General features: G+C 35.2%; 19 protein-coding genes and 2 pseudogenes. 11 read left to right on the top strand and 10 right to left on the bottom strand.

The features are described 5' to 3' along the window. Position 1: 1 nt before the first annotated feature. The 3 genes from rimI (at position 2) to BKP57_RS07260 (ending at position 2,843) form a co-directional block, all read left to right on the top strand. Positions 2 to 454, top strand: a complete 453-nt coding sequence (rimI, locus tag BKP57_RS07270; RefSeq protein ID WP_050353584.1) for a ribosomal protein S18-alanine N-acetyltransferase — start codon at positions 2 to 4, stop codon at positions 452 to 454. Further along, positions 451 to 1,461 carry a tRNA (adenosine(37)-N6)-threonylcarbamoyltransferase complex transferase subunit TsaD gene (gene tsaD / locus BKP57_RS07265; protein ID WP_050353585.1) on the top strand — a complete coding sequence of 337 codons (1,011 nt, stop codon included), beginning with the start codon at positions 451 to 453 and terminating at the stop codon, positions 1,459 to 1,461. The genes rimI and tsaD overlap by 4 nt, the downstream gene beginning before the upstream one ends. A gap of 206 nt (positions 1,462 to 1,667) precedes the next feature. Then, the gene (locus BKP57_RS07260) at positions 1,668 to 2,843 is read left to right on the top strand and encodes an FtsW/RodA/SpoVE family cell cycle protein (protein ID WP_050353577.1); all 1,176 of its coding nucleotides are present in this window, start codon (positions 1,668 to 1,670) and stop codon (positions 2,841 to 2,843) included. A gap of 114 nt (positions 2,844 to 2,957) precedes the next feature. On the opposite strand, the gene BKP57_RS07255 is transcribed toward BKP57_RS07260, so the two are convergent. Continuing rightward, positions 2,958 to 4,886 (bottom strand): ABC-F family ATP-binding cassette domain-containing protein, encoded by a 1,929-nt coding sequence (locus BKP57_RS07255; RefSeq protein WP_050353586.1) that lies wholly within the window; start codon positions 4,884 to 4,886, stop codon positions 2,958 to 2,960. Between the two features lie 553 nt (positions 4,887 to 5,439). Between BKP57_RS07255 and BKP57_RS07250 the strand changes: the two genes are divergently transcribed. Then, on the top strand, positions 5,440 to 6,093 hold the full coding sequence (locus BKP57_RS07250) for a redox-sensing transcriptional repressor Rex (RefSeq protein ID WP_072742391.1): 654 nt from the start codon (positions 5,440 to 5,442) through the stop codon (positions 6,091 to 6,093). Positions 6,094 to 6,180: 87 nt separating this feature from the next. On the opposite strand, the gene BKP57_RS07245 is transcribed toward BKP57_RS07250, so the two are convergent. Together BKP57_RS07245 and BKP57_RS07240 are read right to left on the bottom strand one after the other, a co-directional pair. Beyond that, positions 6,181 to 6,384: a YdiK family protein gene (locus tag BKP57_RS07245; RefSeq protein ID WP_050353579.1), complete on the bottom strand. Its 204-nt coding sequence runs from the start codon at positions 6,382 to 6,384 to the stop codon at positions 6,181 to 6,183. A 126-nt stretch (positions 6,385 to 6,510) separates the two neighbouring features. Then, the gene (locus BKP57_RS07240) at positions 6,511 to 7,221 is read right to left on the bottom strand and encodes a CPBP family intramembrane glutamic endopeptidase (RefSeq protein ID WP_050353580.1); all 711 of its coding nucleotides are present in this window, start codon (positions 7,219 to 7,221) and stop codon (positions 6,511 to 6,513) included. 547 nt (positions 7,222 to 7,768) lie between these two features. On the opposite strand from BKP57_RS07240, the gene groES reads away from it, so the two are divergent. The 6 genes from groES to BKP57_RS22485 all read left to right on the top strand — a co-directional run bounded on the left by groES (position 7,769) and on the right by BKP57_RS22485 (position 12,301). Then, positions 7,769 to 8,053 (top strand): co-chaperone GroES, encoded by a 285-nt coding sequence (gene groES / locus BKP57_RS07235; RefSeq protein WP_050353581.1) that lies wholly within the window; start codon positions 7,769 to 7,771, stop codon positions 8,051 to 8,053. A 66-nt stretch (positions 8,054 to 8,119) separates the two neighbouring features. Then, the gene (gene groL, locus BKP57_RS07230; protein WP_050353582.1) at positions 8,120 to 9,754 is read left to right on the top strand and encodes a chaperonin GroEL; all 1,635 of its coding nucleotides are present in this window, start codon (positions 8,120 to 8,122) and stop codon (positions 9,752 to 9,754) included. 840 nt (positions 9,755 to 10,594) lie between these two features. Further along, positions 10,595 to 10,867 (top strand): phage holin, encoded by a 273-nt coding sequence (locus BKP57_RS07225; RefSeq protein ID WP_072741258.1) that lies wholly within the window; start codon positions 10,595 to 10,597, stop codon positions 10,865 to 10,867. A 316-nt stretch (positions 10,868 to 11,183) separates the two neighbouring features. Further along, the gene (locus tag BKP57_RS23210) at positions 11,184 to 11,375 is read left to right on the top strand and encodes a LysM peptidoglycan-binding domain-containing protein (protein WP_082240930.1); all 192 of its coding nucleotides are present in this window, start codon (positions 11,184 to 11,186) and stop codon (positions 11,373 to 11,375) included. A gap of 353 nt (positions 11,376 to 11,728) precedes the next feature. Continuing rightward, positions 11,729 to 11,950, top strand: coding sequence for a sce7726 family protein (locus BKP57_RS22490; protein WP_198035031.1), 222 nt, complete (start codon positions 11,729 to 11,731; stop codon positions 11,948 to 11,950). After that, a complete protein-coding gene (locus tag BKP57_RS22485) occupies positions 11,951 to 12,301 on the top strand; it encodes a hypothetical protein (protein ID WP_198035030.1) in 351 nt (116 codons plus the stop codon). Positions 12,302 to 12,335: 34 nt separating this feature from the next. Here the strand turns inward: BKP57_RS22485 and BKP57_RS07210 are convergent, their stop codons facing one another. After that, positions 12,336 to 13,142: a beta family protein gene (locus tag BKP57_RS07210; protein ID WP_083547215.1), complete on the bottom strand. Its 807-nt coding sequence runs from the start codon at positions 13,140 to 13,142 to the stop codon at positions 12,336 to 12,338. Positions 13,143 to 13,534: 392 nt separating this feature from the next. Here BKP57_RS07210 and BKP57_RS07200 point away from each other — a divergent pair. Next, positions 13,535 to 13,915 (top strand): annotated as a pseudogene (locus BKP57_RS07200) (YolD-like family protein). A gap of 21 nt (positions 13,916 to 13,936) precedes the next feature. Here BKP57_RS07200 and BKP57_RS07195 read toward each other — a convergent pair. The 6 genes and pseudogenes from BKP57_RS07195 to BKP57_RS21660 all read right to left on the bottom strand — a co-directional run bounded on the left by BKP57_RS07195 (position 13,937) and on the right by BKP57_RS21660 (position 16,993). After that, positions 13,937 to 14,386, bottom strand: a complete 450-nt coding sequence (locus BKP57_RS07195; protein WP_072741256.1) for a hypothetical protein — start codon at positions 14,384 to 14,386, stop codon at positions 13,937 to 13,939. Between the two features lie 15 nt (positions 14,387 to 14,401). After that, complete coding sequence (locus BKP57_RS07190) at positions 14,402 to 14,857, bottom strand: hypothetical protein (RefSeq protein ID WP_072741255.1); 456 nt, start codon at positions 14,855 to 14,857, stop codon at positions 14,402 to 14,404. 65 nt (positions 14,858 to 14,922) lie between these two features. Further along, positions 14,923 to 15,255 carry a hypothetical protein gene (locus BKP57_RS07185; protein WP_072741254.1) on the bottom strand — a complete coding sequence of 111 codons (333 nt, stop codon included), beginning with the start codon at positions 15,253 to 15,255 and terminating at the stop codon, positions 14,923 to 14,925. Between the two features lie 60 nt (positions 15,256 to 15,315). Then, a pseudogene (locus tag BKP57_RS23110) lies at positions 15,316 to 15,498 on the bottom strand (SAR2788 family putative toxin); the annotation flags it as partial. Positions 15,499 to 15,513: 15 nt separating this feature from the next. Further along, complete coding sequence (locus BKP57_RS07180) at positions 15,514 to 15,807, bottom strand: hypothetical protein (RefSeq protein WP_072741253.1); 294 nt, start codon at positions 15,805 to 15,807, stop codon at positions 15,514 to 15,516. 19 nt (positions 15,808 to 15,826) lie between these two features. Further along, positions 15,827 to 16,993, bottom strand: a complete 1,167-nt coding sequence (locus BKP57_RS21660) for a S8 family serine peptidase (protein WP_083547214.1) — start codon at positions 16,991 to 16,993, stop codon at positions 15,827 to 15,829. Positions 16,994 to 17,170: the final 177 nt, after the last annotated feature.

The following is a 17,170-nucleotide window of genomic DNA, read 5'->3' as shown; positions in this document are numbered from 1 at the left end:
GATGAATAATGAAATAATAATTAGAAAAATGGCTCTAACAGATATAGATGCTGTCATGCGCGTAGAAAAGGAGTCATTTTCTACAGCTTGGACGATGGAGATTTTTTATCAGGAACTTACAGAAAACCCTCATGCTCATTATTTTGTAATTGAATATAACGGAAATATTGTAGGATATGCAGGTTTATGGATTGTTTTTGATGACGCGCAAATTACAAATATTGCCATTTTGCCTTCATATCGTGGAAAAAAGCTGGGTGAGCGTTTGTTCCAACACATGATGCATCATGCCTTGATCCACGGAGTTTGTCGTTTATCGTTAGAAGTAAGACAATCCAATATAGTTGCCCAAAAACTGTATCGGAAATTTGGGCTCGTCCCAGGTGGAATTCGTAAGCATTATTATACAGATAACCAGGAGGACGCAATTGTAATGTGGGTGAATATAAAATGAATAAAGAATTATTAATATTAGGTATTGAAACAAGTTGTGATGAGACTGCCGTTGCAATTGTGAAAAATGGCAAGGAAATCTTGGCAAATGTCGTGTCTTCACAAATTGAAAGCCATAAGCGTTTTGGCGGCGTTGTGCCGGAAATTGCCTCACGCCACCATGTTGAGCAAATCACATATGTATTAGAGCAAGCGATGGAGCAAGCAGCTGTTTCCTGGGATGAGATTAGTGCAATAGCTGTTACAGAAGGACCGGGGTTAGTAGGCGCGCTTCTGGTAGGGGTGAATGCGGCAAAAGCGCTGGCTTTTGCAAAGCACAAGCCATTAATCGGAGTACATCATATTGCTGGGCATATTTATGCAAATCGCCTGCAACAGGAATTCCAGTTTCCTTTACTTGCACTGATTGTCTCTGGTGGTCACACAGAGTTGGTGATTATGAAAGCGCATGGTGAGTATGAACTAATCGGAGAAACTAGAGATGATGCAGCTGGAGAAGCTTATGATAAAGTTGCTAGGATGTTAGATTTACCTTACCCAGGCGGACCAGGAATTGATCGATTAGCAGGGCTGGGAGAAGAAACGATTGAATTCCCACGTGCTTGGCTGGAAGAGGGAAGCTACGACTTCAGCTTTAGTGGATTAAAATCGTCGGTTACAAATACAATCCACAATGCAAAACAACGTGGGGAGACGTTGAAACCGGAGGATATTGCAGCTAGCTTTCAAGCGAGTGTGGTAGATGTGTTAACAACTAAAACAGTGCGGGCTGCAAAACATTATAACGTAAAGCAAGTGATAGTAGCTGGAGGTGTCGCTGCAAACAAAGGGCTTCGGTCATCTTTACAACAGGAATTTGCAAATTTGAAGATTCCTTTACAAATTCCCCCACTTTATTTATGTACAGATAACGCTGCGATGATTGCAGCTGCTGGTGCGATTGCTTTTGCACAAGGAAAACGGTCTACACTGGACTTAAACGCTCGTGCCTCTATGCCATTAAAGTAACCCAAGTTATACACAACCCTGTGCATAACTGTGAAAAATATTGTTATAGCAATATTACATTAGTGGATATTTTTTGTGGATAAATGCTATGTTGGTTGTGGATATTGTGAATAACTTCCATAATAACTTGCGATTAACTACTTGCAAACATGTTTACGGTGTGGATAATTAGAATTAGAGTAAATGTAGAAATTTGGTGATCAGCAATGTCAAAAAAGCAATCCTATTTTGTACAAACAGATTTAATTTCAATTTTTATTTTACTTGTATGTGTTAGTCTGCTTGCCATTTATAATGCACAACAATTAGAGCAATATGAGGGTAAAAACTTTTTATTACAGCAGGCAGTTTGGTTTACGGTTGGAGTTGGTATTGTAGCCGCCATTCAATATTTGGATGTGGAACAGATTTATAAAACAAGTGTATACGTTTATGCATTTGGTTTGTTCGTACTTTTAGTGTTGATAATTAGTCCAGAAAGTATTGCACCAACGAGAAATGGAGCAAAAAGCTGGTTTGATTTGAAGGTCGCTACTATCCAACCATCTGAATTTACAAAAATAACGACGATCGTTTATATGGCAGCAATTATCCACAAGCATAAAGAAAAATTTGTTATACCGACAATCAAATCGGACTTAAAATTGCTCTTTAAAATCCTTGCCATTGTAGCTGCTCCGGTGTTATTGATTATGAAGCAACCTGACTTTGGTACGTCCATGGTTTATCTATTTATAGCTGGTGTTATTATTATCCTTTCAGGTATTAATTGGAAGATTATCACCACATTAATTGTTAGTATTTCATCTGGTTTGGGAGCTGTGTTAGCTTTTATCGTTAAGTTTCCTGATTTAGCAAAAGATTTGGTCGGTAAAGAGCAGGAATACCAAATAGACCGAATACTGACTTGGTTTGATCCAACGCAGGAAGCAAGTGATGCCTCATGGCATTTTGATCAGGCCTTTATGGCACTTGGCTCCGGACAATTATTTGGCAAAGGGTTAGGTAATCAGCAAGTGTCGTTTCCCGAAGCGCAAACTGACTTTATATTCTCTATTATAGGTGAAAGCTTTGGCTTTGTCGGCAGTGCGCTCGTTATCTTTTTGTACTTTATTTTCCTGTACAAACTGGTGATGATTGGTCTTTCGATTTATAAACACTCTGCCTTTGCTGCGTATACTTGTTTTGGCTATATGAGCCTAATGCTTATCCACGTGTTTCAAAATATTGGCATGGCTTTAGGAATCATGCCAGTAACAGGAATACCGCTACTTTTAGTAAGCTATGGTGGAAGCTCGGTGATGGCAGCGATGCTCGGTTTCGGAGTGATTTACCGGATTGCTGTGGAAAACTCTATCCAAAACGATTATTTATTTAAATAGTGCTTGTGGATAAGAAACGATAACACCTGTTTTATCCACAAAAATTCATTGTCGGTCTTCGTGTATATAAAATTGAAATTCCCCCACATGACAAGCAAATGTCATGTGGGGGAGTTAATCTTCCTGCAATATTGTCCATTCTTCCATTAATTGATCGATCTTCTGTTTATGTTGATTTACCTCTTGCGATAGTTCCAACGCTTTTTCATGATCTTGATATACTTCTGGTAATTCCATCTGGCCTTCCAATCGCTCTACTTGACCTTCTAACTGTTCAATTTCTGTTTCCAGTTCCTCAATTCGCCTTTGTTTCTTTCGTTCTTCTCGCTGCATTTGTTTATCACGTTCAAAATCAAGTCTTCTTTCACCAGAGGAGGTTTTGCCACTATCCTGTTGTGTTTTATTCAATCGTTTTAATTCTGCTTCTTCCGCCTTTTTTTCCAAATAATAATCATAATCTCCAAGATAGATCGTCGTTTTTAATTTTTGCAGTTCTGCCACTTGATCAGCGATTTTATTAATAAAATAACGGTCATGCGAAACAAATAAGATCGTACCAGGGAAATCGATTAATGCCGCTTCTAATACTTCTTTACTATCGATATCTAAATGGTTGGTAGGTTCATCGAGAATTAATAGATTTGCTTTTTGCATCATCAATTTTGCTAAAGCTAATCGCGCTTTTTCACCACCACTTAAAGCATTTACAGTCTTTAAGACGTCATCTCCGGAAAACAGGAAATTACCGAGTACGGTTCGAATATCTTTCTCATTTGTCGTTGGGTAGTCATCCCATAATTCCATAAGTACTGTTTTGGAGGAGTGTAAGTTTGCTTGTTCCTGATCATAATAGCCGATTTGTACATTGGTTCCGAGCTGAATAGTTCCTTGAGTCGATTTTAGTTGTCCAGTCACCATTTTTAATAACGTCGTTTTACCAATTCCGTTTGGCCCAACAAGAGCAATTCTTTCTCCTCGGTTGATCTGCAGATGTACATGTTGAAATAAATAATCTGTTTCACCTGGATACCGGAACGACAAGTCGTTTATTTTCAGCACATCATTGCCACTTCGACGGTTAATCCTAAATGAAAACGATGCAGAGGCTTCATCACCTAATGGTTTATCTATTATTTCCATTTTTTCCAGTTGTTTACGTCTGCTTTGGGCTCGCTTCGTTGTCGAAGCTCGTACAATGTTCCGCTGAATAAAGTCTTCCATTTTCATAATTTTTGTTTGTTGCTTTTCATATTCTTTCCATTCTTTTTCAAAATCAAGTGCTTTTTGCTCTAAGTATTTACTATAAGTTCCCACGTATCGTTTTGTCTGATGCCGAGAGATTTCATAAACAATAGACACTGTTTTATCCAAAAAATAGCGGTCGTGTGATACAACAACTACAGCCCCGGGATAATTGCTTAGATAACTTTCAAGCCAGTTTAATGTTTCAATGTCCAAATGGTTGGTCGGTTCGTCTAAAATAAGCAACTGCGGCTTTTTTAACAACAGCTTTCCCAATGAAAGCCTTGTTTTTTGCCCGCCGCTTAGTGTTTGAATCGGTGTGTCATAATCAAACATGTGAAAATTCAATCCATTCAAGACGGCTTTTATATCTGCTTCATAAGTATAACCCCCATTTTGTTCATAACTGTGCTGTAGGCGGTCATAATCATGTAATAATTTTTGATAAGCTTCTGGACTGTAGTTTGTAGCTTGCTCCATTTGCTGTTCCATGAAGCGAAGCTGTTGTTCTTGTTTTTTTAATTCAGGAAACACAGTAAGCATTTCCTGCCAAATCGTTTTTTCAGTTTCTAGCGTCGTATGTTGTGCGAGATAACCCATTGTCAGGTCTTTAGGTCGGAATAATTCACCCTGATCGTAACTTAGTTCTCCTGCCATTATTTTCAATAAAGTAGATTTCCCCGAGCCATTTCTTCCAACAATTGCTATTCGGTCATGGTCTTTTACTTCCAGCTTTATATTTGATAAGATTTTATCAGCACCAAATGATTTTGTGAGTCCGTTGATTTGCATCAGTATCATTATATTCACCCCATCTCTCCTAGTGTATCTTACTTTCCTAAAATCAATCAATATAATTGTGAACTAAGTCACGACTTATTTCCATATTTCTGTTAAAATAAAGGAGAGATAGTGAGAGATTAAATATATTATAAAAAAGCTTTACGTTATTTTAGGTATCTACCTTTCCCTGCTTACATGAAAAAAGAAAAAGAAAGACGAATAAGTTGCCTTTAATTTCCATTTTTTAAACATAGGAATAACAAGAAATTGATAGGAAGGGAGTAATAGTGCATTAGGCTCTTTGTATATGGAAGTGTAAATGATTCGAATAAATTTACGCAAAGCCCATTGTTTTAGAATGGACGATATTTGTATCGAGATAATGAATCATTTTAAAGTATGAAGCATCCTTGCCTATAGCATAAGAACTTTGGTTTTGTATTTTTTGTTGCTTTTTTATGTAAGCGATACACAATTTTGTTAGGAAAATGTTAACGGTAGAGCCGAGATATTAGTTGATAGTATGTTTTAACGAACAACCAATATTGAAGTAAAGGAAGGAATTAATATGATGGAGCAAAATAAAATACCTCAAGCGACTGCAAAGCGTTTACCACTGTATTATCGATTTATAAACAATTTAAATCATCAAGGAAAAAAGCGTGTATCTTCAAAAGAACTCAGCGATGCGGTTAAAGTTGATTCAGCTACAATTCGCAGAGATTTCTCGTATTTTGGAGCGTTAGGTAAAAAAGGATACGGTTACAATGTGGAATATTTGCTTGAATTTTTTCGGAAAACATTGGATCAGGATGAAACGACAGATGTTGCACTTATTGGTGTTGGTAATTTAGGTACGGCATTTTTACATTATAATTTTATGAAAAACAATAATATAGCAATTAAAATGGCGTTTGACAGCGACCCTAAAAAAGTAGGAACCACGATTAGTGATGTTCCAGTGTACCATATTGAGGAATTAGATGATAAATTGGGCGATATTCAAGTGGCGATATTAACTATCCCCGCAAGTGAAGCACAAAGTATGGCTGACCATTTAATTGAACAGGGTGTTGAAGGAATATTGAATTTCACACCAGCGAGAATTACTGTACCACCAAATATTCGAGTGCATCATATCGACTTAGCAGTAGAATTACAAGCATTGGTTTATTTCTTAAAACATTACCCTCTCACCACAGATGAAGAAGAGGAAGAGGAGTAAGTAAGGTGGATATAGCTTTTTCTGCAGTGGGCTAACAAATTTATATGCTTTCTAGAGTAAACAAGCAGGAATAAGGAAGTGTCCCCCTTATTCCTGCTTGTTGTTCCGTTTGCGCTGAAAGTGAATAGCTAGTAAACGGATGCCAACACCAGTCTCAAGCGTAGCAAATAATGCTAAGACCATCGTTGTTATATTCCACATTGTCTCGTCTACACTTAAAATAGCAACATATGTAAAGAATGCTCCCATAATAAGATAGATGATCCCCATTGTCTTGGGTGAAACTCTCATAATTTAAAGCCTCCAACAATAAAACGTTTTCTTATTTTACGTCCAATCTTAATTAATCGAAATCTTTGTCTATTACAACAGCGCAGGAACCAGAACATAGCTGTATCTGGTTCCCGCTAACTATAATTAAAAATAACCAAAGAGAATAGTTTGCAGTTCATTTAGCTGTTTTTCCAGTTCTGCGGGATCAATGTTGTATTGTGCAATTACAACAAGCCCGTTCATTGCCATATGAGCAAAAATGGGAACGATGATTCGCTTTGTTTTCACATATAAATAAGCAAACACGAGCCCCATTGTTCCGTAAACTAAAATATGCTGCGGTTCACGGTGAATCAAACCGAAAATAACTGCAGATAAAAGTGCTGCAATAAAAAAGTTCGTCCGTTTATAAAGACCTCCGAAAATAATTTTGCGAAAAATTATTTCTTCTAAAATGGGTGCAGCTAGAATTGGAATGATCATAAATAAAGGGACAGCTCGAGTCATTTCCATGATTCCTTGTGTGTTTTCGGAGCCTGGTTCAACTCCAAATACCATCGTTTGAATAAAGTTAGCTATGCCTTGGCTAAATATAGCTATAAACGCACCTAAAAGTGACCAGATGATGATCCCTCCAACAGAAGCACCATCACGTTGCTGCAATCCTAGCTTCATATCAGGCTTCATCAAGAACAGTACGACAATAAGACCTAATACAAAACTGATAATCGATCCATAAACAATTGCTTCTCCTTTGGAAACTGTAAATGCATTATATACTAAATTCGCTGTTAAAAAGACAGAAAACTGTGTAATAATGTAGGTAATAATAACCCACCAATATCTTTTTGGCAAAATAAAACGACTCCTTTTCTTTGGTGTACATATAGATTCTATTCATACTTCTTATGATTTTTCCTAATGGGATGAAGAAAAAGCAAGTAAATTAATAGTCCATTTAACTAATGTATTTTGAAGCAAATGGAGAAAAACAGAATTTTTTAGTATAGTTTTTATAACCGTACAGTATTTTATTATGGGGAGTTAAAAACCCAGCAAAAATACTATTCATTGTTTAAGTAGTTTATATTTGATTCATCTCATCTATTAACGATAACATAGAATGTACATGTTATTTTATCATAAATAGATGATTCTATATAACAGAAAGATTGAACGTATATGTATGATGGTAATTAGACTAAAAAGTTTGGTATATTGCATATTATCCGTTAAAGTTTATGCTTCTTTTTTACTGCATGTAAAAAAACAAAATAAAAAAATTATGCTTTCATACTTGCATTTTTATCTGGAATTATTTATTATAATAATTGGAATTAGCACTCACCTGATTCGAGTGCTAATAAAAATATGAGAATAGGATTAAGGAGGCTTTCTACACATGATTAAACCACTAGGAGATCGCGTTGTTATCGAGCTTGTTGAACAAGAAGAAAAAACTGCAAGCGGTATCGTACTTCCAGACTCTGCAAAAGAAAAACCTCAAGAAGGAAAAGTTGTTGCAGTTGGTTCTGGTCGCGTAACAGAAGATGGGAAAAAAATTGCCTTGGAAGTAAAAGAAGGAGATCGTATCATTTTCTCTAAATTTGCCGGTACGGAAGTGAAATACGAAGGCAAAGAATACTTAATTCTTCGTGAGAACGACATCCTGGCTGTAGTAAGCTAATCTCGATATAAATATAGAAAATACTTAATTTGAACTAACTTGAACAAATCAAAGGAGGACTTATCGATGGCTAAAGAAATTAAATTTAGTGAAGATGCTCGTCGCGCAATGCTACGTGGTGTAGATGCATTAGCAGATGCGGTAAAAGTTACATTAGGACCTAAGGGACGTAACGTTGTATTAGATAAAAAATTCGGTTCACCGCTTATTACTAATGATGGTGTAACGATTGCAAAGGAAATCGAGCTAGAAGATCATTTTGAAAATATGGGAGCTCAGCTAGTATCAGAAGTTGCTTCTAAAACAAATGACGTTGCTGGTGACGGTACAACGACTGCAACTGTATTAGCTCAGTCCATGATTCGTGAAGGTCTTAAAAACGTAGCATCCGGTGCTAATCCGGTTGGTGTTCGCCGCGGAATCGAAAAGGCTGTTGAAGTAGCAGTAAAAGAACTAAAAAATATTTCCAAGTCAATCGAAAGCAAGGAATCTATTGCTCAAGTAGCAGCAGTTTCTTCTGACGATGCAGAAGTTGGTAAGTTAATTTCTGAAGCAATGGAACGTGTTGGTAACGACGGAGTTATTACTATTGAAGAATCAAAAGGTTTCAACACAGAGCTAGAAGTAGTTGAAGGTATGCAATTTGACCGTGGATATGCTTCTCCATACATGGTAACAGACCAAGACAAAATGGAAGCAGTTTTGGAAAATCCGTACATCCTAATTACGGATAAGAAAATTGGTAACATTCAAGAAGTATTACCTATACTTGAACAAGTTGTACAGCAAGGAAAACCTTTATTGATGATTGCTGAGGATGTAGAAGGCGAAGCGCTTGCTACATTAGTAGTTAACAAATTGCGTGGAACATTCAATGCAGTAGCTGTAAAAGCTCCTGGATTTGGTGACCGTCGTAAAGCAATGCTTGAAGATATTGCAACGTTAACTGGAGGAGAAGTTATTACAGAAGATCTCGGCTTAGATCTTAAGAGCGCTACGATGGATCAGCTAGGTCGTGCTGCTAAAGTAGTTGTTACAAAAGAAAACACTACGATTGTAGAAGGTTCTGGTAACCCTGAAGCAATCTCTGCACGTGTTGCGCAAATCCGTGCACAAGTGGAAGAAACAACTTCTGAATTTGATAAAGAAAAGCTACAAGAACGTTTAGCTAAGCTAGCAGGTGGAGTGGCAGTTGTTAAAGTTGGAGCTGCAACAGAAACGGAATTAAAAGAACGTAAGCTACGTATTGAGGATGCTTTGAACGCTACTCGTGCAGCTGTAGAAGAAGGTATTGTTGCCGGTGGTGGTACAGCATTCATGAACATTTACAACAAAGTAGCTGAACTAAGCCTTGAAGGTGATGAAGCAACTGGTGCTAACATTGTACGTCGTGCTATGGAAGAGCCAGTACGTCAAATCGCACACAATGCTGGTTTAGAAGGATCTATCATTGTTGAGCGTCTAAAAGGCGAAAAAGTTGGTATTGGTTACAATGCTGCTACTGGCGAATGGGTAGACATGGTTGAAGCTGGTATCGTTGACCCAACAAAAGTTACTCGCTCTGCACTACAAAACGCTGCATCCGTAGCTGCAATGTTCTTAACAACAGAAGCAGTAGTCGCTGACAAGCCTGAAGAAGAAGGCGCGGGCGGCGGAATGCCTGACATGGGCGGCATGGGTGGAATGGGCGGCATGATGTAAAAATCCGCTCAAGAATGTTGATATAACAACATCTTAAGCGGATATGTACCCGTTCAAAACCATAAAAAATAAGATGAAAATAACATTTTTTTAAGAAATTAAGTTTGAAAGGGCGTCTTCGTATAAAGTTCTTACTTTTGCGGAAGCGTCCTTTTTCATTTTATTTGTTGTTACCGATAGTTTATATTTTGAACCAAGAAGTTACCAAAAAATGCTTCAGAAATATCTTTGCTTGATGGAATGTACAGACCTATTTTTAAGGATGGTAAATGGGTTAGTGGTTTAACTGGAGAGGAAATACGTCAAAAGCAGAGATAAGATATTCGAGCTGAGATAGACATACAGAGAAAAATTAGACAAACTCCAGATGAAATTAGACAACTTGGCTAATCCACTACGGAACGAGAGTTTGAAGACATGAGGCAATTTCAACAGATAATAGACCTGGAATTACGGTCAATGGAGCAAGGTCAGAAAACGACAGACCTCGAAATACAAGCGATGGAGCTTGAGGAATTTAGATAATTTTTATGTTGTTAATATATTGCTAGTAAAAAATTGATTGATAGTAAAGCACTGAAGTCGGTGCTTTTTTTTATGTCAAAATACAGGGGATATGTATGACAGTTGAACTAGGAATTATAGTAGCAGTTTTAGGGCTTTTGGTTAGTTATTTTGCTTATCAGTTAAAAAAGTCTAAGTCCATAAAAACAGATAGCAGAGACAGCGCCGAGGTAAGGGCTGAACTAGGGTTATATACGAAAAGGTGTTGACGATAAACGGCTAGTCCAAACGGGGCAAGCTGTTTTTTAAATATTTTATATCAAAGGAGGAATTATTGTGAAAATCAATTGGAAAGTAAGAGCAAAGAAGAAATCATTTTGGTTGGCTTTAGTTCTTGCAATTGTATTGTTGACACAAGTTGTAGGTAATTGGTTTGGGTACAATGTAACAGCACAATTACTTAATGCAGAAGCTGCAAAATTTATCAATGCGGTTTTTGCTGTTCTAGTTATTTTGGGTATTGTTAATGACCCTACCACAAGTGGGCTAAGTGACAGTAAGCAGGATTTGAATTATATCAAACCTAGAAAAGATAATGAAGTTCGTTAAAAAAGGTGCTCATATTCATGAGTGCCTTTTTTATTTTATAAATCTTAAACTAAACGGGTAAATGGGGCAATTGGACAGGAACAGAAACATACACTTATTTAAGTAACCATCCAGGCGCTAAAGCTAAAATGCATAAACGTATTGTTAAGGCTTATGGTTTAGATTGAAAAAGGCAGACTTCTATGTTTTAAGAGAAACAAGACGACGCTATCTTAACAGAAGGTGGCTATATGGATTTCACGTTTGATATTAAAAAGCTTGCGTAACAAAACGGCTATAGCTGATGGTATTGCTGATTACTTAAACTTAAGGCCTAATGAAAGGGGTTTCCAAACCAAGTAAAGGCAAAGGAATCTATACCGTTAAAAAAGGTGATATTCTCTGGGACATCGCAAAAGATCACGGTATAACAGTTAAGCAGCTAAAAAACTTAAATAATTTATCTAGTGATTTAATTCATCCAAGGCGTAAGAGGAGCTGGAAGAAGCCAAGCAAACCAAATCTTTAACAGTAACGGTTAAGAAGTCAGTTAGTAAATTTGCTACTGGCGAGTTAATTGTAAGCCCGTGTATTAATATTAAAAAGCCTGCTTCTTTATAGGAGTAGGTTTCTAATCACCCACCAACACTTGACTAGAACCTCTTTTAGCATATTTGAAATATCATATTGGCTGTGGTGTTAATATTTTGTACAGTAGTCCTTGCTCTCTATAATCCGAATTATGTGAGGATTTTAGAAGCAAATATCATGATCTACCATTTTTGGTGGGGCTAAACATGATTATCAAAAATTATCATAAATAAAATTGATAAATGATACAATTATATATAAAATAAAATTTAGGTGATATATATGATATATGTGAAAAAATTAGACGATAATGAAATCCGAACCGCTTTAATCACGAGGCTTTCCACTTACAAGGATTGTAAGATATACGAAGAAGTTACAGTTCCTTCTGGAAAAGCTAGGGCTGACATAGTTTCTGTGAATGGCCATGTAGTTGCTTATGAAATAAAAAGTGATTATGATTCTATTAAACGCTTGGAGACTCAAATCCCTGAATATGATCGGAATTTTTAAATGAATTACATTGTAGTAGGTGCTAAGTTTGAAGAATCGATATCTAATTTTGTACCTGAGTATTGGGGGATTATTTTGGTAAGGAAAACTCGATTAAATACAATTCGTCTCTCGTTTATTCGAAAGGCAAAATTAAATCCTAAATTGTCCTTTACAGATTTCTTGTCTTTGCTCTCTTCTAATGAAATTAAAAAAATTGCTACTAAAGGGAAATATCTAGAAAAGCATTTAAAGTCAAGTGAGGTTAGGAAGCTTTTTAAGCAGGATATTGTAAAAAAATTAGATGAAAATTTATCCAATTCTATTAAAAAAAGTTTAAAAAAACAAGTTCGCCTTTCATTAAAGAGTTAGTAAAAAGCAGATGAAAAAATTCACCTGCTTTTTACTAACATTCATTCAAACAAAAAGCAATGTGTCTATTAACACCAATTGATGTCCATACAGACGGATTACCTTTATTTGTATTTTCTTCCACTACAGACTTGATATATTTATCACCCCAACAATAATCTTCATCGAAAGAATCAAGATTCGCGATTTGTTGGCATACTTTGACAAAATCATAATTACCTCGACGTTGTCCATTTCTAACAAACCAATATTTTTCTTCCAACGTATATTTAATTTGAACTATAGCCATACCACCAGTTGCTAATATCGGACTGACTGATGAGTAGTCACCAAAAAACAACTTTGAATCAGTTGGAGATATATTTTTAACTTTGTCAAAAAGTTTTCTCTCAAATCTATTCAATTCATAATCCTCATCAGCAGATACTGGCAAACTTTGAGGAACCGCCCCACTCATTACGACAATATTTCGACCGTTCAATAGTTCTATAATTGGAAGTAATTTGGAAATTAAAAGGTCTTCTGGACTATCTATGAACTCGAAATCTAATATAACGGTATTAGGGATAGAATTTATATTTTTTTTAATCCATTGACAAAAAAATGGATTCACATCACTTTTGCTTATTCTTATATGATTTTTATGATCTTGAGAAGGATTTTCCAATAAATATTCTATTGGATATAAAATATCAAAATTTAAGTTATTAGGCTGTTCTAATAAATCCTCTAAAGTTTCAATATCTTCTGAATTGAGATTACGAACGTCTAAAAGCATATAATTAGTATAACTCTTTCTTATGACGTCCAAAACTTCTTGAGTATAATCATTAATTATCATAATAGGAATAAAATTTTTAACATCGGTTCCAAATTCTAATTAGTTTTTTTAACGCTCTTAGCTCCCCTTGTTTTTGATTTAAAGTCGCATAGTACATATAACTCACCTCTTTAGTAAATTTTTCCAATCATATTATACATTTTTTTTATTATATGGTAAATATTAACTATAAAATGTATGGTATAAAAGACCCATTATGAAGCTCGTTTATTTTAAAATTCCATCACAAATTTACATTAATAACTCGTATATAAGTTAGTCTTTTATAATTTAATGCGGACAAAAGTTCTTGAGGTCTTATCATGAAAGGATTACTTAATCGCTTTGTGTAGAACAAGCAAAATAGCATATTAGGCTATTGCTGTATACGTAAGAAAGAGGGTTAGTGCATAATGGTAAATGATCGAGTTACTATTAAATGGACATCTATTATGCTTCCAGAGCATGTAGAAATGCTGGAAGAAGTATGGAAAGAACAGGAATATAAAGAAAAACCCATCCTTGACGAACAGCAATAAAAGGAAATTAATTTAAACCTATTAATTGCTGTTACGAATGATTTAACAGTTGAATTAGAGTATTATGATAAGCACGACTTTTATAAAGCTAAAGGCAAGATAACCAGCATTAATAGGCAAAATAAATACATAAGTATATCTGGACAACACTTTCCTTTTGAATCCATTATTGATGTATGGGTAATAAAAAAAAGCCCCGTCCTTTGTTGGATGGGGTACAGAATGTCAATAATTCAGGAAACTCATAAAAATTAAAATGACATTATTGTTAGCCTGCTATATTAGCATCTCGCATATTTCTCTATCATTAAGAACTAAATCATATGGAGATTTTATATCAGACCAATATAAGATTTTCTTAGTCCAATTACTTTGTTCTTCGGTACCGTTTAGACAAGTGCAAAATTCTAGTATTCCACTCTCGTGTAATGCAGTATGGAGATATTCATATAATAAGTGTAAGCATTTTTCCTCGAAAGAGTTTCCTATTTCTTGATTTTTAATAGGTAAAAAATTATTATAAACAGCTACTTGATATTTAAATGATAGTATAGGTACATATTTAAATCTTTTTTTTGTTTTAGAGTCGTAATTATCTTCAAATATTAATTCTATTGCATCTAGCTCATTATTAAAGATATTAGGCTGTTTTTCTGATACAGGTTGAGAACCAAAAGTACCTTTTGGAAGCTTATGCGGCGATGATATGTAATAGTATTGAGTCAAAGTTGCATCTCCTTTCTACTCTTCTTCCTTTTCTAGCTCCAAACCATTAATATTTTGCAAATTGTCGATTTCATTTTGATTAGTTGGAAAAATGTAACACTGATTTTCATGACTAGATGTTGCAAGCCAAACTTCTCCATTCTTAAAAAAAGATAAATCTTCAGGAAGTTCCGGCTGTTCCCATGAATATAATGAGTCTACATTATTTTTGATAAAATCTCGCGTTGTAGCATCTTGTGTGTTGTAATAGTAAACATAAGCGGTTTCATCATCTAGAATGGTACTAGCCCATTCACTTTCTTCTCTTAGTTCAATAAGGGAGGGTTTTATCTTAAGTAACATCTTTTTAAGATGTCTTATTTTTCCCATGTCTTTTCTTATAACTAAATGGAATGTATCACAATAATTAAAAGCTAAGTCAATTAATTGTTTATATATTAAATTTTTAGGATTTACTTTTACTTTATACATTTTCACCTCCAATGGATATATAAAGTAAGCCCTCCATTAGAAGGCTTACTTTATATAATATTTTATTATCTAGGTGCCCCATAGAAAGCGTGAGACTTCATACGAATGTATTTACCTTGTTTTTTGCTTTTAGCCGGGTGATAGTGATAATGCTTTCCTTTTCCATTTTTATCTATTTCTGCACCTACTATTTTACTTATTGGACTAGCTTGTTTTGCTATAGTTTGAGCATTTCTTTTAGAAGTAGACCATGTATCCAATTGCTTTTTTAGTCTTTTAACAGCATTCTTTTTAGAAAGCCCGTTACCAATAAATAGACCGCTTTTCTGTCTAGAAGCCATGTAATGACTATAGGATTTCTTTTTCTTTTTAAATTCTTTATATGCAATGTAGGTCACACCGCCAATTGTAATTGCAGCCCCTGCAGCAAAAAGAGTGGCTAATAGAGCGCGGCCAATGTTTATTCCAATGGGGATAGCAATAGCCCATGAAGCCGATAGTTCTTCAGAGTCGTAAACATATTTTTTTCCTGTTTCCGTATCAACGAAAGTAGCTTTTACACTATCTTTATTAGCTTCGTCAATTAGAACATTATATTTTTTGATGTGTTTATTGCCATCTTCGTCTAAAAGAGTGGAATCTAGAGTAACATTCCCCTAATCTAGATTAATATCCAACACCACTTTTGCAGAATTAAGTTCATCCAGTGGTAATTCCTTATCTGTTACTATTTCCTCTTCATCAATATTTTTCGAATCAAAATCAACCTTCGTAGATATTTGTAAACCTTCTTCTGTCGTATCTAAGTTAAGGTCTTCTTGGCTAATACCTTCAGTTATAAAATCTTTTGAATTAGTATTATTAATATCTGCTGCTTTTACATGATTTAATGGGACAGAACCCAGTAATAAACTCATTACTAAAACCAATGATAGCATTTTTTTTAGCATAGGTCTTCAACCTCTTTCCCTATTGATATTGAATAAATCCATTTCCATACAAATCTTTTTCACCAAGATTTACGGCATGTTCTTTTAAATAGGAGTAAATGGTGCTGTATTTGTCATTTAAATCAATACCATATTTACTTGGTGCATTTAATAGATTTACGACAAAGCCTGAGACAAAGGCTGCTGCAAAAGAAGTTCCACTGAATTCTTTATAGTTACCTTTATTACTGAGTGTAAGAATATTAATTCCCGGTGCACAGAAATCTATTTTACCTCTTGATGAATATAGTTTCTCAGTCTTATATTGTTTATTAACTGCATTGATTGAAATTACTCCTTCATATTTTGCGGGATAATCAACCATTAACCTAGTGTTATTCCCAGCTGCAACAATTATCATGTTTGCTTTGATCGCTTTGTCTATTGCCTTTTTTAGTTTCGGATTATCAGAAGACATGCCAAAACTTACATTGATGACATCTATTTTGTTGTCTATACACCACTCTATACCTCGAATTAAGGAATCTACTGAACCCTCTCCATTAGAGTCTAATATTTTAACAGAATATAAATCCATGCCATGTGAAGTGCCAACGATACCCTCGGTATTATCTAGTGAAGCGATAATGCCAGCAATTGCAGTACCATGACCTAAATCATCCTTTACAGAAGAGTTAGGATCAATTGCATTATATTCTCCTCTTATAACACCTTTTAATTCCTGATGGTCTGTAGATATTCCGCTATCAAGTATAGCAATCTTTGGGATATATTTATCGCTTTTTTTTTCATCCGTTTCAAAATCCGAGAATTTCATACTTTTATAACCCCAAGTTTCAATCTGGATATTTGAATTTTCTTTTAACGTATGTATATCTGAGAGGTTTGGATTAAAGTTAACAAGTCTATCATTTAAATGAGAATTATAAGTAGAGGCGTCCTTTTTCATTTTATTTGTTACGTGAGTATAAATTTTCATGGTCGTTTTCGTTTTTATATCCTCGTGGCCTACTTTTTCCATAATAGTTGCCAAATCGATTCGGGCCTCAGTCATCATACTAATATGTGTATGCCTGAAAATATGAGGGGTAGCTTTTTTAGTAATATTGGTATATTCAAATAATCGATTCATCCTGATAATAATATTTTTCTGGATAAATGGATAACCGTTAGGTCTGCTAAACACAAAATTTCCATCGTGGTAATTTTAGAGGGCTTCACCCACATAGCCATGTTATACCACGACCGGCACTCTTCCATGTTCCCGCTGTAGGGTCCTCTGTTCCTAACACAGCGAATCACAAAGAAGAGGCACAAGTTCAAGGACAAGCAGCTATCGCTGTGGCTAAAGAAATTTGTTTAT

The sequence above is a fragment of the Virgibacillus sp. 6R genome (genome assembly GCF_001895305.1).
GTDB lineage: Bacteria > Bacillota > Bacilli > Bacillales > Amphibacillaceae > Virgibacillus > Virgibacillus pantothenticus.
Note: the sequence above shows the minus strand (reverse complement) of the source record. Positions and strands in the feature narration are given on the sequence as shown.

Excerpts from the sequence above, each read along its gene's own strand:
- BKP57_RS07210 (WP_083547215.1), bottom strand. The coding sequence starts at position 13,142 with ATGATAATTAATGATTATACTCAAGAAGTTTTGGACGTCATAAGAAAG.
- BKP57_RS07260 (WP_050353577.1), top strand. The coding sequence starts at position 1,668 with ATGTCAAAAAAGCAATCCTATTTTGTACAAACAGATTTAATTTCAATT.
- BKP57_RS07250 (WP_072742391.1), top strand. The coding sequence starts at position 5,440 with ATGGAGCAAAATAAAATACCTCAAGCGACTGCAAAGCGTTTACCACTG.
- BKP57_RS07255 (WP_050353586.1), bottom strand. The coding sequence starts at position 4,886 with ATGATACTGATGCAAATCAACGGACTCACAAAATCATTTGGTGCTGAT.
- groES (WP_050353581.1), top strand. The coding sequence starts at position 7,769 with ATGATTAAACCACTAGGAGATCGCGTTGTTATCGAGCTTGTTGAACAA.
- groL (WP_050353582.1), top strand. The coding sequence starts at position 8,120 with ATGGCTAAAGAAATTAAATTTAGTGAAGATGCTCGTCGCGCAATGCTA.
- BKP57_RS07190 (WP_072741255.1), bottom strand. The coding sequence starts at position 14,857 with ATGTATAAAGTAAAAGTAAATCCTAAAAATTTAATATATAAACAATTA.
- BKP57_RS22485 (WP_198035030.1), top strand. The coding sequence starts at position 11,951 with ATGAATTACATTGTAGTAGGTGCTAAGTTTGAAGAATCGATATCTAAT.
- BKP57_RS07180 (WP_072741253.1), bottom strand. The coding sequence starts at position 15,807 with ATGCTAAAAAAAATGCTATCATTGGTTTTAGTAATGAGTTTATTACTG.
- rimI (WP_050353584.1), top strand. The coding sequence starts at position 2 with ATGAATAATGAAATAATAATTAGAAAAATGGCTCTAACAGATATAGAT.
- BKP57_RS23210 (WP_082240930.1), top strand. The coding sequence starts at position 11,184 with ATGAAAGGGGTTTCCAAACCAAGTAAAGGCAAAGGAATCTATACCGTT.
- tsaD (WP_050353585.1), top strand. The coding sequence starts at position 451 with ATGAATAAAGAATTATTAATATTAGGTATTGAAACAAGTTGTGATGAG.
- BKP57_RS07245 (WP_050353579.1), bottom strand. The coding sequence starts at position 6,384 with ATGAGAGTTTCACCCAAGACAATGGGGATCATCTATCTTATTATGGGA.